Annotated in this window: 13 protein-coding genes; 4 read left to right on the top strand and 9 right to left on the bottom strand. The window is 42.3% G+C overall.

The features are described 5' to 3' along the window. Positions 1 to 114: 114 nt before the first annotated feature. Complete coding sequence (locus tag EXM22_RS16825; RefSeq protein WP_246157131.1) at positions 115 to 999, top strand: DUF2971 domain-containing protein; 885 nt, start codon at positions 115 to 117, stop codon at positions 997 to 999. A gap of 69 nt (positions 1000 to 1068) precedes the next feature. Here the strand turns inward: EXM22_RS16825 and EXM22_RS16820 are convergent, their stop codons facing one another. Together EXM22_RS16820 and EXM22_RS16815 are read right to left on the bottom strand one after the other, a co-directional pair. Then, on the bottom strand, positions 1069 to 2070 hold the full coding sequence (locus EXM22_RS16820) for a peptidylprolyl isomerase (protein WP_149487634.1): 1002 nt from the start codon (positions 2068 to 2070) through the stop codon (positions 1069 to 1071). 73 nt (positions 2071 to 2143) lie between these two features. Further along, positions 2144 to 2356, bottom strand: a complete 213-nt coding sequence (locus tag EXM22_RS16815) for a hypothetical protein (RefSeq protein WP_149487633.1) — start codon at positions 2354 to 2356, stop codon at positions 2144 to 2146. A gap of 96 nt (positions 2357 to 2452) precedes the next feature. Between EXM22_RS16815 and EXM22_RS16810 the strand changes: the two genes are divergently transcribed. Genes EXM22_RS16810 through EXM22_RS16800 form a run of 3 tightly spaced genes read left to right on the top strand, consistent with a single transcriptional unit; the run spans position 2453 to position 5754 of the window. Further along, complete coding sequence (locus EXM22_RS16810) at positions 2453 to 3460, top strand: helix-turn-helix transcriptional regulator (RefSeq protein WP_149487632.1); 1008 nt, start codon at positions 2453 to 2455, stop codon at positions 3458 to 3460. Between the two features lie 28 nt (positions 3461 to 3488). Then, on the top strand, positions 3489 to 4205 hold the full coding sequence (locus tag EXM22_RS16805) for a M48 family metallopeptidase (protein ID WP_168203581.1): 717 nt from the start codon (positions 3489 to 3491) through the stop codon (positions 4203 to 4205). Between the two features lie 7 nt (positions 4206 to 4212). Further along, positions 4213 to 5754: a B12-binding domain-containing radical SAM protein gene (locus EXM22_RS16800; RefSeq protein WP_149487630.1), complete on the top strand. Its 1542-nt coding sequence runs from the start codon at positions 4213 to 4215 to the stop codon at positions 5752 to 5754. 12 nt (positions 5755 to 5766) lie between these two features. On the opposite strand, the gene EXM22_RS16795 is transcribed toward EXM22_RS16800, so the two are convergent. From EXM22_RS16795 to EXM22_RS16765, 7 genes are all read right to left on the bottom strand, one after another. Further along, on the bottom strand, positions 5767 to 6756 hold the full coding sequence (locus EXM22_RS16795; protein WP_246157041.1) for an ABC transporter permease: 990 nt from the start codon (positions 6754 to 6756) through the stop codon (positions 5767 to 5769). 42 nt (positions 6757 to 6798) lie between these two features. After that, the gene (locus EXM22_RS16790; RefSeq protein WP_149487629.1) at positions 6799 to 8304 is read right to left on the bottom strand and encodes a sugar ABC transporter ATP-binding protein; all 1506 of its coding nucleotides are present in this window, start codon (positions 8302 to 8304) and stop codon (positions 6799 to 6801) included. Positions 8305 to 8374: 70 nt separating this feature from the next. Next, the gene (locus tag EXM22_RS16785; protein WP_168203580.1) at positions 8375 to 9331 is read right to left on the bottom strand and encodes a sugar ABC transporter substrate-binding protein; all 957 of its coding nucleotides are present in this window, start codon (positions 9329 to 9331) and stop codon (positions 8375 to 8377) included. A gap of 230 nt (positions 9332 to 9561) precedes the next feature. Then, positions 9562 to 11421 carry an ATP-binding cassette domain-containing protein gene (locus EXM22_RS16780; RefSeq protein ID WP_149487628.1) on the bottom strand — a complete coding sequence of 620 codons (1860 nt, stop codon included), beginning with the start codon at positions 11419 to 11421 and terminating at the stop codon, positions 9562 to 9564. Continuing rightward, entirely contained in the window at positions 11408 to 12739 is a 1332-nt protein-coding gene (locus EXM22_RS16775; protein WP_149487627.1) for a sigma-54-dependent transcriptional regulator, read from the bottom strand. The genes EXM22_RS16780 and EXM22_RS16775 overlap by 14 nt, the downstream gene beginning before the upstream one ends. 114 nt (positions 12740 to 12853) lie before the next feature. Beyond that, positions 12854 to 13729: a ribokinase gene (locus tag EXM22_RS16770; RefSeq protein ID WP_149487626.1), complete on the bottom strand. Its 876-nt coding sequence runs from the start codon at positions 13727 to 13729 to the stop codon at positions 12854 to 12856. Between the two features lie 15 nt (positions 13730 to 13744). Next, positions 13745 to 14764 carry a LacI family DNA-binding transcriptional regulator gene (locus EXM22_RS16765; protein WP_149487625.1) on the bottom strand — a complete coding sequence of 340 codons (1020 nt, stop codon included), beginning with the start codon at positions 14762 to 14764 and terminating at the stop codon, positions 13745 to 13747. Between the last annotated feature and the right edge of the window lie 16 nt (positions 14765 to 14780).

The raw sequence follows: 14780 nt of genomic DNA, 5'->3' as shown, positions 1-14780 counted from the left end.
ACTTGTTCCTTTTTCAATGAGGATACAACTGCCTTTTTTTAGTTTTTATATAAAACTCTTCCAATCAATACAGTATAATAGAAGCAGACATACTCATAGGAGGCCTCCGTGAACATGCAAGACATTCTTCAGAAGGAATTGGATTCCCTCTTTAAAACTCTTGGTCATAGCGGCTTTCCACCAACACTGAACCTGGAAGTGCAGCTTGATCTTCAAAATGAAGTATTTTACCTGAAACAAGAACAGGCTCTTTTTGACAAATTGATCCATGTTCAGGATAAAACCCGGACCTTTTACCACTACACATCATTCCAGGCATTAATTGAAATCTTAAAAAGCGGTAAGATCCGGTTTTCGAGCCCTGCGGGTCTAAACGACATCACAGAAATAATTAGCCACAATACAATTCTCAAGGAACAATTGGATGATGAAATAGATGAAGCCCGTCTGCAGAACATTACCAAGCGATTTATTTTTTCATTAACTGACCGCTTTGACAGTCTAAATCAGTGGCGCCTCTACGGAGCTGACGGAAGCGGAGTCTGTATTGGCTTAGACCTGAGTCAAATCCCCTATGACAAACAGATGAGATTTGGACGCATCCTTTATGGAGAAACCATAGGGTCATTTCTAGGGAGGATTAAAAAGAGGATAAAAGCTGAACTTCAAAAGAATTTTGACTTCAGAGGTTACCAGCGGTGGGGTTATTTCATCAAAGACATCGATTATTCCGAAGAATCAGAGTACCGCCTGATCTACTATGATGATTCCGGAGCACTCCTGGATAAGAATAGTTGGAGGATCAACAACTATGGAGCCTTCTATCCTTACCTGGATATGAATATGGAAGAGTTGAATATGAAGATTGAAACCATACTCTTCGGTCCTAAATTCAAGGAACGTCAACTCAATAAGGGTATGATAGAGAACTATCTAAACCGATATCATAAGAATGAAAATGTAAAAATCGAATATTCCGGCATCATGAGTTACCGTTAATAAAAATCTGAGATTCAACAATAATAGCCGGGAAAACCCGGCTATTACTATTTTAGAAGAGAATGAAAATTAGGACTGAGCGGCAGGCGCGACCACGGGAGCCTCTGCTTCCACTGTAGCCCACTCGGGTAGTATAATCTTTGCTCCATTTCTGAGATCTTCTATATAGGCCATGGTGTCCTCTTCATTGGCCTGCTGATGAAGTTGTTCTTTGATCAGATCTTTCACATCATCAAAGGGAGTCGTTGTTTCTTCATTCTTAGCTGTAACCAATATGAGGTGATATCCAAATTGGGAAAGAACGGGATCACCAACTACTCCAATTTCCTGATTAAATGCAGCCTCTTCAAAGGCAGGAACGGTCTGTCCACGGTTGATGACACCCAATTCTCCTCGGCTAGCTTTTGTGGGACCTTCGGAATAAGCAGAAGCGGCATCACCGAAATCCATGCCGGCTTTGATCTTTTCATGGATAGAACTAATCTTGGAAAGAGCCTCCTCCTCTGACTGTTCATCGTTCACCATAACAAGAATATGACTGCAATTGACAGATTCTGGTGTAATGAAATAGGTGTTCTGATTATCATCATAAAACTTGCGGACCTCTTCATCCGACACGGTCACTTTATCAGAGACTTCCCTTTCAAAAAGAGTCTGTAAAATGGATTGCCATTCCAATTCCTGGATGAGACTCTCTTCGGTAAAGCCATTGGTCTCCAAGCTGGATCTAAAATCTTCTTCTGAAGGGAACTGAGTTTTAAAACCCTCAATCTGGGAAAGAACACCTTCGCTGTCCGCTGTGATTTTGAGCTCATTTGCTTTTTCTAAAAGAAGCTGTTTCACAACCAGAGAGTCCAATAACCTGGGTTTAATGGTTTCAAGATCAGCATCGGTCAAAAACTGCCCTTGAAGTTCATACTGTTTTTTAAAGGCTTCTACTTCTTTATCAAATTCTGCCTGGGGAATGTCTGATTTATTGACCCTGGCTACAACACCCTCATCCAGCTTGCCTGAGCCGCAGGATACAAGTGCTATAATCAGAATAAGGAGAACCGGTATCATTTTTTTCATTATAATTGTTCCTTGAATACTATATTAAGTCGGTCAATGGTAAGGTCTCGGCTCCTTGCTGTCAACACAACGTTTATTCTTCAAGAATATATTTTACAAAATCAGCCACTGAACACCCCCCACGGTATTCCGTATTGGACTTCAGACACTGAATTGTGTTGTAGGGTTGGATGAGAAAGATATCATCCACTTGTTTGTCCCACTCTCCTGTTTGAGCCAGCAAAGAACTGAGATCACCTGGTTCACCACAAAAATCTTTCTCTTCCAGAATCATAATTTTTCTCATTTTTTCCTCCAAAACTTGCTTAATTCAGCTTTATGACTCATCCTAGAATACATATGTGCCATATCATGACACATATAATAAAAAATTGGATATTTCATGGTTTCAGCCAAAAACCTTATACAATTTATGAAAGCCTTTGAACTGCTCTCCCGACCAGGAGGAATCAGTGTCAAGGAATTACAACTTGAATTGGATCTGAGCCGCCGTTCTATTTACCGTCTTTTTACATCCATGGAAGAGTTGGGTTACCCCCTTGTAGATAGGCCTTTAAACGGAAAAACAAAATCTTGGGGTCTCATGGAAGACTATGTAACATCCAGACCTTCTGGTAGAGTCCCCAGATTATCTTTGGACACGAGTGAAACAATGATTCTCTATCAAATACTTTCCCGGCAGACTCCTTTGTATGAATCGGGTATGAAACGAACCATAAGCTCCCTCAGAAACAGACTGGAACAGTTTTATATTGAAAACTCAGGCAAAGAGAAGGTTGAACAATTCAGGAATATCTTCTTGAGTATGCCCGGCCAATACAAACACCTAAAAGGAAAAGAAAAGATTTATGAAACACTCCTTGAAGCTGCCTTAAACAAAAGAGTTTGTCTAGGCGTATACAGATCTTTCAGGCAACAGGAAAACAAAGAAATTCTCTTTTCCGTGCTCTGCTTTTTTGAATGGAATTACGGCATTTACTGCTTTATAAAGAGACAGGAAGACGACGAAGTGAGGACGATGGCGGTGGAGCGCTTTATATCGGCAAAGCTCACAGAATTCCCCTCGCCGGAAGTGAAAGACTTCTATCCGGAAGACCTTCTGGAAAATGCCTGGGCCCTGACCATAAATGACCCGCTGGATGTAAAAATACACTTTTCCTCTGCCGCCGCCCCCTATATAAGAGAGAGAGAATGGAACCGAAGTCAGAAGATAAGCCTTCAAATGGACGGCTCCCTCATCCTAACTCTGCGGACTTCCGGAAGAAGGGATATCAAAAGCTGGGTCCAGTCCTTCGGGAAAGATGCGGTTTTACTTGAACCTGATGATTTAAAGAAGGAAATAGAAAAAGAACTGGAAGATCAATTAATTAGCTACAGAGAGTCAACATGATGAACCAATACAGGCTATACTGATGCCCATGCATCGAATCAGTACGGAAGAAAAAATTATACATATCCAGGGACATCCCGTTAAACTTCAAAAAAAGAACATGAAAAGCCTCCGCTTAAGACTGATTCCCCCTCATGGTGAGATAAGAGTCTCAGTCCCCTCCTGGTATTCTGATAAAGAAGCGGCTCAATTTGTCCTGTCCCGCTGGGAGTGGATCATGAAACAGAAAAAAACCATAAAGGCTGTTCATCCTCTAACTCAGCAAAACTACAACAATGGAGATACAATTCTCTTCCTGGGTGAACCCTACACAATAACTATAATCGAAACATCCCGGCCGGGCCCTCCCCAGATAAAAGGGGATCAAATCATCATAGAGGAGAAAGCCAATTCACTCCCTCACCAAAGAAAACAGAAAATTGAATCCTGGTATAGAACAAAGATGAAAGACATGATGGACAGCTTGATCACGTACTGGGCTGACAAGATGGGAGTAGAGCCTCAGGAATGGAAGATAAGAAAGATGAATACCCGCTGGGGAAGCTGCAATACTGTTAGCCGCAGAATCTGGCTGAATTTGGAACTGATCACAATGAAGCCGGAAATACTGGAGTACGTCCTAGTCCATGAATTGGCTCATCTGCTTGAACGAGGACATAATAAACAATTCAAATCGCTAATGGACCGCTTTCTTCCCTCTTGGAGATCCTTAAATATTGAACTTCGGGGCGGTCTTCCCTTATGAGCTCAAAATGGTACTGATCAACCCTCCTTCATTGCGCAACTGCGAACCTCCTGTCGCCCTTCTAAAGCTTTCTGCCGCCCTGAGATCCGCGGGAGAAGAGGTGCAGATATTAGATGGAGCCGCCGAAGCCTATTATTGGCTCACAACTCTTCCTGCTGCCGACCCGGAAGACAGCAGGGCTCAGCGGACAAGAAAGAATAAAGAGCGTCTATGGCAGAGCCTTTGTCAGGAAAAATCCACCGGGGACACCTCACCCAATGCCTACGCCTCTTTTGACCGCTATAAGAAAAATCTAAATGACCTCAGTTATTTGGCACAGTCCTCTCTTCCCCCGGTGAAAGGAATCAGGATTACCCCGGCAGACCTGGAAATTGAGGACCGCTCCCCTCTCCAGAAGGCTGACTTGATTCATGCCTGGACCCACCCGGAAGAGTCCTTCTTCTACCCCTGGTTTTCTAAACGGCTTACTGACTTTCTGCAACCCAATGCGTCTGGAACTGTTGGCATATCCATAGGCTACCTCTCTCAGGCTCTCATAGGAATGTCTATCTGTGGTTATATTAAGCAGCAGTGGCCGGAAGTCCGCATTCAACTGGGAGGCGGGTTAATTATATCCTGGCTCAAAGGTCCAGCTGATTGTTCTTTTCTGAAGGACCTGGTTCATGAAGTTCAAGGAGGTCCGGGTGAAGAAGCGATCGTGGCCTTTGCTGGTAAGGACTGGCAAGGTCCAGGACTGGCCGATCCTGAAGACTTGTATAAACTACCTTATATTGCTCCCGGACCCATTCTTCCTTACTCTGCGTCCTTTGGATGTTCCTGGAAAAAATGTACCTTCTGCAATGAACACTGGGAGGATAATCCTTTCTGCGAAGAAGGAGCATCCGCTGTCGTTTCCAACTTGAGAACTCTTGTAAAAAAGCATGATCCGGCTCTCATCCATATTACTGACAGCGAAATCAGTCTGGGACTAATAAAGGAACTGGCAAAAAATCCGCCCGGAGCACCCTGGTACAGCTTCAGCCGATTCTTTCCCGTACTCACAGATCCCGGATTCTGTCATCAACTGGCCCAATCCGGATGTACCATGCTCTGCCTGGGCCTGGAATCGGGAGATCAGAATGTGCTTGATGCACTGAAGAAAGGAATCCATCTAAATCAGGTCAGAGCCATACTCCAAAATTTGAGAGGAGCCGGAATAGGAACTTTTGTCTATGTCATGTTCGGCACTGCTGTCGAGAACCGGGATGCCGCATTGCGAACTCGGGATTTTATTCTGGAACAAAGACAGAACATCAGTTTTATCAATGCCGCCGTATTCAGTATGCCTGTGATGAGCCGGGAACTGGAGCAATTGGAATCCAGAAATTTTTATGAGGGAGAATTGTCACTATATAAAGACTTTACCCACCCCCTCGGTTTTGGAAGGCGGCAGGTAAGAGAGTTCTTATCAAAAGACTTTCAGGCCATTCCAGAAATCAGGGAAATACTTAAAAGGACTCCCCCTATTTTCACATCCAACCATGCTCCTTTTTTCATTCCTTTGAAATAAAACTGGTCTATATCAGGTATTCAACTTAACAGAGAATCTTGTCCTATAGGTATCCAATATGACGGCTAAGATTATGATCAGGCCAGTTACTATCTGACGGGCAAAATCTCCCATCCCTATCAGGAGTAGACCATTGTTCAATACCCCCATAATAGAGGCTCCCAAAAAAGTCCCAACAAGAGACCCTTTCCCACCGCTCATGCTTGTTCCACCAATGACAACAGCGGCAATCGCATTCAACTCAAAACCAACTCCTAGGATGGGACTGGCAATACTCATCCTGAGCATATACATTATCGTAGCAATCCCAACTGTCCCTCCACAGATGGTATAAGCCATGATTTTATAAAACTTAACATTATGTCCTGAAAGACGGACAGATTCCTCATTGTTACCAATGGCAAAGATCATCCTTCCAAAAACGGTCTTTCTCAGTACGACTGACCCAAGGATCACCAGGCTTAGAGCCATTATGAATATAGCCGGAAGCACACTGAAATAGGTTCTTGTACCAAAGTCATTAAATACTTTCGGAAAATTAAAGATCGTTCTGGACTGACTGATCTGAAGTGCCAACCCCCGGGCTATGTTTAACATTCCCAGAGTGACAATAAAGGAATGGATTTTCCAGGTTTCTGAAATAAACCCATTTAAAAAACCAATCAACATACCCGAAATAACACTCAATAGTATGGCAAGGACAATGGCCGAACCAAGAGACAAGTCTGGATTTGTCAGAATCTTTCCGGCTATGATGGAACAAAGGGCCAAAACCGACCCGACGGAGAGATCAATTCCTCCCAGAAGGATCACAAAAGTCATACCTACTGCGATGACCGTATTGATACTGATCTGAGTAAATATATTTGCAACGTTGTTGACCGAAAAAAAATGGTTGGCTCCCAAGCTAAAAGCAATGACAAGAACCAAAAGAACGACTCCGATCCCCACTTCCTTCAATAAAATATTAAATAATGACCTCATTCGGGAATTATCAATCATTCCAGGTCCTCCTCATTCGTTATTACTTTCAATAAACAGATTCTAACTCTGTAAATACTCTTTATATGACAATGCCAAAATAGACTCAGGATCAAAATCCTTTCTCTCCAATTCACCTGTTATTTTTCCATCTGAAAAAACCAGTATCCGGTGGCAGACCCCCGTCAGTTCAGGCAGATCTGATGAGACCATGATGATACCCCGGCCCATTGCCGCCAGCTTCCATAACAGAAGATAGATTTCATATTTTGCCCCGACGTCAATTCCTCTGGTAGGCTCATCAAAGATAAAAACTTCAGAATCTCTGTACAACCATTTACCAATGAGAATTTTCTGTTGGTTTCCCCCAGAAAGGTGGAGGGTTTTCTGGTCTATTCCCGGCGTTTTGATATTCATTTCACGGATTTGTTTCTCAGTAGCTTCACGCTCCTGTTCTCGATTCAAAAAACCATAATCGGAAACAGATTTTAAGTCTGTAATGGTCGTGTTTTCAACACAGCTCATTTCAAGGATGAGCCCCTGTTGTTTACGGTCTTCCGTCAGTAAACAAATTCCATTTTTCACGGCATCCCGAGGACTTGTAATGATCAGTTCTTCTCCTTTCAGAAAGATTTGACCTCCCATCTTGGGATCAGCCCCGAATAAAGCTCGCATAGTTTCGGTTCTACCCGAGCCGACTAAACCTGCAATCCCCAGAATCTCCCCTTTTCTCAGAGTAAAGGATTTGGAATGAGGATTCCCTTTATATTTTAAATCTTTCACTTCTAGGAGTGGATCAGAAGGAAGCACTGTGTCATCAAAGGGATACTCTGAATCCATGTTCCGTCCCACCATCATCTTTACAATCTTCGGTATATCCAACTCAGAAGAAGGATGAGTCCCTACCAGTTCTCCATTTCGCAGCACTGTCACTCTGTCCCCGATGCGGAAAATCTCATTCAAGCGGTGAGAAATATAAATTATGGAGACTCCCTCAGATTTTAACTTAAGTAATAATGCAAAGAGGGTATCAATTTCATCCGGCATCAATGTAGCCGTGGGTTCATCCAGAATCAAAATGCGACTATCTCCGGAAAGAGCTTTGGCAATTTCTATCAACTGCATCTGTGCAACACCCAGATTCTCAACAGGCATTTTTGGAGACAATTTTCCAAGTCCCACTTTAGCCATCAGAAGTGAAGCTTCATGATTGAGGCGTTGATAATCAACCAGGCCTCCCTTACTAGGTAGCTTTTCAAAGAATATATTTTCTGCAATGGATAGATAAGGTAAAAGGTTAAACTCTTGATAAACAACCCGAACTCCTTTCTGAATGGCTGTCAATGGATTCAAAGGAGCATACTCCAACCCATCAAAAATCATGGTACCACTGCTCTGCTGATACACTCCGCAAATAGTTTTTATCAGGGAAGATTTCCCGGCTCCGTTTTCTCCCAGCAGAACGTGAATTTCCCCTTTGTGAATAGCAAGATTTACTTCATTAAGAGCTCTGACACCAGGAAAAACAAGAGAAATATTCTGCAGTTCTATTATATTATTAGCAGCCATCAAATCTCCTCACTTATGAAAAAGGGACAATCCCAAAGGACTATCCCTCTATTATTCACACTCGTTTTAATTATTCAAAAAAGGCCTTATCTGCCAGAATTAGCGGTGACTGTACCCAACCAAGATTCTCTCTTTCTCCGGCCAAAATCTCAAATCCTGCATTAAATGCTAAAATAGCCATTTCTGCACCATCCATATGTACTGTAGCCAACATTTTATCATTCAGAATTAGATCTTTAACTGCAGGGATATTATCAAAACCAACGACCTGGACATCAGATCGTCCTGCAGCTTCTAAAGCCCGGACAACACCGAGAGCCATAGAATCATTGGCACACATAACTCCCTGAACATCAGGATGCTTTGTCAAAAGATTTGTCATGAGAGTATTTGCTTCTTCTGTCTCCCAATGGGCTGTATTGGAAGCGAGCAGTTCCAGGTTATGAGTAGCAATAGACTTCATAAAGCCGTTTTTTCTCTGTTTTGCATTATCTGCTCCAGGATTACCTTCCAGAATAAAGACCTTACCACCATCTCCCAGTTTTTCACCTAGATAGTTCCCAACCATTTCGGCACCATCTGTATTATCAGGTCCTACAAAAAGGAATTCTTCAGGAAGTCCGGCGGCTTTCAATGCATCCTTATCCAATGTCACGTCAAAATTAATGACCGTAACACCTGCATCGATGGCTCTTTTTACCGGTGCTACCATTCCCGCAGAATCTGCGGGAGCAAGAACAATAAGATCGACACCTTGCGTTATCAGAGTATCAACGGCATTTACTTGTGAGTCAAAATCAGTTTCTGAGTTCATTCCCATGGTGATAAGCTTAAATGTACCATCCTCGGCTGCATAGGCCTGGGCACCTTCCTCCATAGCCATGAAAAACTCATTGGCCAAAGACTTCATAATTAAGCCAACTACCGGCCTGTCATCCTTGACTTCTTCCTGGGCACCTTTAGCCATTGCGAGCATGGGCATCAATAGCAACATGCAGATTAAAAGGACTAAAACATTTTTTCTCATTAGATTCTCCTTTTGATATCCTCCAATAGGGAGGAATCTGTTTCATAATACTAATGCAACTATCATGCCAATCGAATAAAAGACATGATATTATCAATCAGGAGTACCCTGGATAGGCCAGAAAGCCATTTCTAGCTGTGAAAGACTGGAAAACGAGCAGGACTTATCCAGCAAACCATGCAGAAGACCCTGTTCAAGTGAACACTCTGTAAAGCATATATGTTCATTTTTCATACACTTTCTGAGAGAGGAAGAGTTATTTGAAATTGAGTACCATTTTCTTTATCAGACTGAACGGTAATTTCACCATCATAACGACTCAGAATATTGTAACACAGAGAGAGTCCGAGTCCAAAATTACTGTTTGTATTTTTGGATGTGGTAAATGGCAGAAAAACATCTGAAGGGTTTTCAAAGAGTATCCCAGGACCATTATCCTCAAAACATATGTGAACACTGGATTCAGAATCAGAAACCTTCAAAGCTGTTGTAATGACGATGTGCCCTCCATCGGGCATCACTTCAAATGCATTCTTGAATAGGTTCAATATGACCTGTTTGAACTCATTTTTATTGATTCTGACATTCAGGACTTCTGATTTATTTGGAGAAAATTGTATTTGGATATGCTTTTGCTTGCCATTGAAACGTATCAGGTCAATTATATTCTGTATGGCTTCATTGACACATACCAACTCCGTAGTTTGACTCTGATTTTCGGAAAAGGAGATTAAATTACCGATTACCTGGGTAATGTAGTTGATCTGTTCAAAGAGGTACGCATAGACAGAATCCCGTTCTTCTGCCAGGATTTTATCCATCTTAAAAGACTCAAGGTAGTTTGTGATAACACCTAACGGATTATTGATCTCATGAGCCACTCCTGCGGCCAAAAGTCCCAAAGAGGCCAATTTTTCAGACAAGACAAGTTGGTTCCTAAGCTGCTCTCTTTCTGTAATATCCTCTATGATTAACATATTTCCTATGAGCAGAGTTCCTTCAAAAATTGGAAATACAATGATGTTCACCATGGCAGTTCCCTGATTTAGTTTAAGAGGGGTGTTATATAGAGACCGTGTATCTTTACCACCTCGTGTCTCCTTGAGAAGATCGAGGGTCCTGGGATTATTCTGAAAAAGCTCTTCCAGTGACAAATCAATCATATCTGAAGCTGAAGACGTACTAAATAACTCCTTGGCACTCCCATTCATCATTCTGATTCGATTTTCGAAATTAGAAACAATAAGACTAATGGGAAGCTGTTTTAGAATAACCTCATTATACTTCATCAGCTTATTAAACTCTTCAGCCTGCCCTAGGTGATCTTCCAGATTTGAGAATTGGGTATAAGCAATTTTAATAAGACTGATTTTATCCAATTCTCCAATATCATCAGAAATAAGGACTTCTCCTTTCCTGACGACACTGACCCTATCTGCAATCATGTAGAGATCATCAATCCTGTGTGTAATAAAAAGAATGGAACAACCGTCATCTCTTAATTTCTTGAGTGTCTGAATGACCCTGTCCAACCCCTGAGCAGATAATTTCTCCAAAGCCTCATCTAAAATCAGAATTCGTGGTGGATGATACAAATTTTTGATGATACTCAAGAGAGCTCTGTCTGAAAGACCTAATTCAGAAACTTTGGTCCTTGGCTTCAGATTGTATTGGTTTTCTCTGAGGAATGTCTCTGCTAGGCGGTCTACCTTCTTTTGACTAAAAAATCCTCCTCGAGATCCAAAGGCTTCCTTATTGGCTATAAACAAATTTTCTGCAACCGTGAGAGTCTGATTCAATTGCATCTTCTGAAAGACCATTCTGATCCCTGCATCAATTGTGCCTTTGTATCCCAATGGACCATAGGGTTTTCCTCGAAAAAGAATCTGCCCTGAATCAGGACTGATAAGGTTGGCAACCATCTTGGCAAGTGTTGATTTACCTGCACCGTGCTCACCGACAATGGCGTGGATTTCTCCCCCATGAATTGAAAGATTGATACCATCAAGGGCTTTTATGGTCCCATATTGTATAGATACATCCTTAAGCTCCAAAATAGGAGTCTCATGGTTCCAATCAAAGGATTTCATACTTTCTCATCTTGCTGTACAGAGTTGTTCTACTAATATTTAAAATCTCTGCTACTTTTTTCTTATTATAATTTGTTTTTTTCAACTCATTAAGAATGATACTTTTTTCTGAATCATCAAGAGTATTCAGCAGACCGGTTCTTCCCGGAACACCATGCTGCAATGACCCAGGAAGATCCCTGATGCCAAGAGTTCCTGTCGATGATACAGCAGCTGCATAATTGATAACATTCTTAAGCTCACGGATATTCCCTGGCCATGGATATTTCTTGAGCTGGTCCATTACATCAGGATCAATCCCTTTTAAAACCTTGTTGTTCTCTGATGCAAACTCTTTCAAAAAGAGATCTGTTAAAAGAGGAATATCATTCGGTCGTTCCCGTAGAGGAGGTATAGATACGGTGGCTGCGTTGAGGCGATAGTACAGATCTTCACGAAAGCGGCCTTCTCTGATCAAAACTTCCAGCTTTTTATTTGTAGCAGAAATCAGTCTGACATCAACATGAATGACCTCTTTACCTCCCAAACGGAAAAGCTCCTTGTTCTGAATGACCCTTAAAACCTTAGCCTGGACTTCTAGAGACATATCTCCTATCTCATCTAAAAACAGAGAACCCTGATCCGCCTTTTCAAAGACTCCCTGATAAAGGGAATCTGCCCCGGTGTACGCCCCTTTTTCATGTCCAAATAATTCATTGTCCAGTAAGGTATCTGCAAAAGCGGCACAATTGATTTTAATAATTTTTCTAACTTTTCTACTGCTTTGAAAATGAATATAATCCGCAAATAATTCTTTCCCTGTTCCATTCTCTCCATAAAGAAGGATGGGTAAATTAGCTGCAGTCAGTTTATTGATTGTATTTTTAATTTCATTCACCCGAGGATCTTGGCTCAATATTTTGGGTCTCAAGTGGTCCAGACTCTCATGTAGATCCCGATTCTCTTTTTTTAATGATGCAATCGTACAGGCATTATCAATCAGCTTCATTAATTTTTCATATTTAACAGGTTTCTGAATATAATCAAAAGCTCCCAACTTTATAGATTGAACTGCTGATTCAATGGAGGCATAACCTGTAAGCATTATCACAGGAAGATTGGGGTATTGCTTCTGAAGGAGTGATAGCACTTCGAGACCTGACTCATCTCCTAAGCGCACATCCAGCAGAACTAAATGTACAAGAGTTTTCTTAAGGAGACAGAATGCCTGCTTACTACTAAAGGAGCTGTGTACACTGATCCTCTCATCCCCCAGCATTCGGGCCAAACTACGACAGAATGCCTCGTTATCATCGATGATAAGGATAGATTTGTTCAAATATTGTACACCCTATGGAACGAATTGTTCATATAGAGTACAACAGGACTTTCAATAGCGCAAGAAAAACAAATATCAAAGCTGATGATACAAAGCTTCGATCAAAATAATTATCTATTGCAATTCTTGAGCATAAGGAATTGAATCCATGGCTCCCGGTCGGGACACGGTAATTGCCGAAGCTCTGGTAGCGTCTTCCATGGCTTCCCGAACAGAAGAACCTTTTAATCTTCCTGCTAAAAAATATCCAAAAAATGTGTCTCCCGCAGCGGTGGTGTCAACAACAGGAGCATCCACAATTGGTACGAATTCGCGCTGTGAGTCCTTACCAAAATAAGCTCCCGCTTTACCGGCAGTCAAAAGAATACTCATACCGGGATACATATTTGTCAATTGATCGAGGGTCTCTTCAAAACTCCCTTCTTTCCCAGCCAAATCCTGTCCCTCTATTTCATTTACCACCAAAAGATCCAGTTTTTCCAGAGGCCATGATTTGATATTCTCAGTAAAAGGAGCGGGATTCAAACAAATCTTCATCCCCCGGGCGGAGGCTTTTTCAATAATATAAGGAGTCAGATTGATTTCATTTTGCAAAACCAGATAATCACCCTCTTCAAAATGCGCCAGGGCCTTGTCCACTTCGGCCTCCGTATTATTTTGATTTCCCCCCCCGAAGAGGAAGATCGAATTCTGACCCTTATCAGAAACCTGAATAATAGCCTGGCCTGTTGGTCCCTCGTACTGACTAACCAATTCAGTTTTAACATTAAATTTGTTCAAAAGATCCAACAGCCAAAGACCATCACTCCCAATAGTTCCGCCATGCCAGACAGGAGCTCCTGCCTTGGCCAAGGCCACGGATTGGTTAGCCCCCTTTCCTCCGGCATACTTCTGGACATCCGATGCGGATATCGTTTCCCCGGGTTTGACGATATGAGGCACTTTGTAAACAATATCAATATTCAAAGATCCGTAATTTAATATTTTCATTGATCCATCCTTTATCTATTCAGATTGAAAACTCTGACTCTCTCGAAGAACAAGTTCTGTTCCGATATACACCTTTTCATAGGGCAATGCTGCATCATCTATTCTGCGCTTCAGCAGTTGAAAAGCCCTTCGGCCAATTCTTTCCTTACAAACTTTGACAGAAGACAGGGGCGGATCGGTCCTTTGCGATGAAGGGAGATCATCAAAACCCACAATGGAAAGGTCCTCTGGAACCTTCATTCCTACCTTCTGAATGGCTTTCATGCATCCCATGGCTATAATATCGCAAACACAGAACAAGGCCGTGGGTAAGCTTTGACCCCTACGGAGATACTGCTCCATATCCAACCCGGCTTTCTCATAGTTAGAATCCACCTCGTAAATCCAGTTTTGATTTATTTCCAAGCCATAAGCGCTAAGAGCATCATAATAACTGGCTTCTCTCGCCCTGAAATTCCGCGTTTCAACAGAGGATTTGACAAGACCTATTCTTCTATGCCCACCTTCTACCAATGCCCTGATTACCGAAAAGACAGCTCCTTCATTGTCCATATCAACAAAGTCAAAGGGAGCATCAGGGTGAGTTCCATCCAAAAAGACAAGGGGGAGTCTTATATTCTGAAAAGAGAGTATATCTTCCGGACTCAACTCAGTGGCCAATACGAGAGCCCCTGACAGACTGGATTGCTCCAGATCCTCCTTGAGATGCTCAAGATCCAGACCTTCAACACTCTGAACTTCCAGGGTATATCCATTTAGTCTTGCCTCCCTGTCCAGCCCATCAATGTAGTCAGAGATAAAAGCGTTGTGATCCCTATTGAGAATGTGTCCGTGTTTTGTGACCTTCACCAGCCTGATGGTACTGCCCTTGGCAGACGAGGTACTCTTGGGAAGTTGGTAGCCCTGATCTCTTGCTATCTTCCTGACAAGAATGCGTGTTTCCTCTCCAACCCCCGGTTTATCATTGAGGACAAGAGAGACAGTGGCCGGAGAAACTCCGGCTGATTGCGCAATGCTCCGAACTGTTGGGGTCATGCAGGTAGAATATAAG

Origin of the sequence: Oceanispirochaeta crateris, from assembly GCF_008329965.1 — a bacterium.
In the GTDB taxonomy this organism is placed as follows: domain Bacteria; phylum Spirochaetota; class Spirochaetia; order DSM-2461; family DSM-2461; genus Oceanispirochaeta; species Oceanispirochaeta crateris.
This window is presented reverse-complemented; position numbering and strand designations above follow the sequence as displayed.

Excerpts from the sequence above, each read along its gene's own strand:
- EXM22_RS16825 (WP_246157131.1), top strand. The coding sequence starts at position 115 with ATGCAAGACATTCTTCAGAAGGAATTGGATTCCCTCTTTAAAACTCTT.
- EXM22_RS16820 (WP_149487634.1), bottom strand. The coding sequence starts at position 2,070 with ATGAAAAAAATGATACCGGTTCTCCTTATTCTGATTATAGCACTTGTA.
- EXM22_RS16815 (WP_149487633.1), bottom strand. The coding sequence starts at position 2,356 with ATGAGAAAAATTATGATTCTGGAAGAGAAAGATTTTTGTGGTGAACCA.
- EXM22_RS16810 (WP_149487632.1), top strand. The coding sequence starts at position 2,453 with ATGGTTTCAGCCAAAAACCTTATACAATTTATGAAAGCCTTTGAACTG.
- EXM22_RS16805 (WP_168203581.1), top strand. The coding sequence starts at position 3,489 with ATGCATCGAATCAGTACGGAAGAAAAAATTATACATATCCAGGGACAT.
- EXM22_RS16800 (WP_149487630.1), top strand. The coding sequence starts at position 4,213 with ATGGTACTGATCAACCCTCCTTCATTGCGCAACTGCGAACCTCCTGTC.
- EXM22_RS16795 (WP_246157041.1), bottom strand. The coding sequence starts at position 6,756 with ATGATTGATAATTCCCGAATGAGGTCATTATTTAATATTTTATTGAAG.
- EXM22_RS16790 (WP_149487629.1), bottom strand. The coding sequence starts at position 8,304 with ATGGCTGCTAATAATATAATAGAACTGCAGAATATTTCTCTTGTTTTT.
- EXM22_RS16785 (WP_168203580.1), bottom strand. The coding sequence starts at position 9,331 with ATGAGAAAAAATGTTTTAGTCCTTTTAATCTGCATGTTGCTATTGATG.
- EXM22_RS16780 (WP_149487628.1), bottom strand. The coding sequence starts at position 11,421 with ATGAAATCCTTTGATTGGAACCATGAGACTCCTATTTTGGAGCTTAAG.
- EXM22_RS16770 (WP_149487626.1), bottom strand. The coding sequence starts at position 13,729 with ATGAAAATATTAAATTACGGATCTTTGAATATTGATATTGTTTACAAA.
- EXM22_RS16765 (WP_149487625.1), bottom strand. The coding sequence starts at position 14,764 with ATGACCCCAACAGTTCGGAGCATTGCGCAATCAGCCGGAGTTTCTCCG.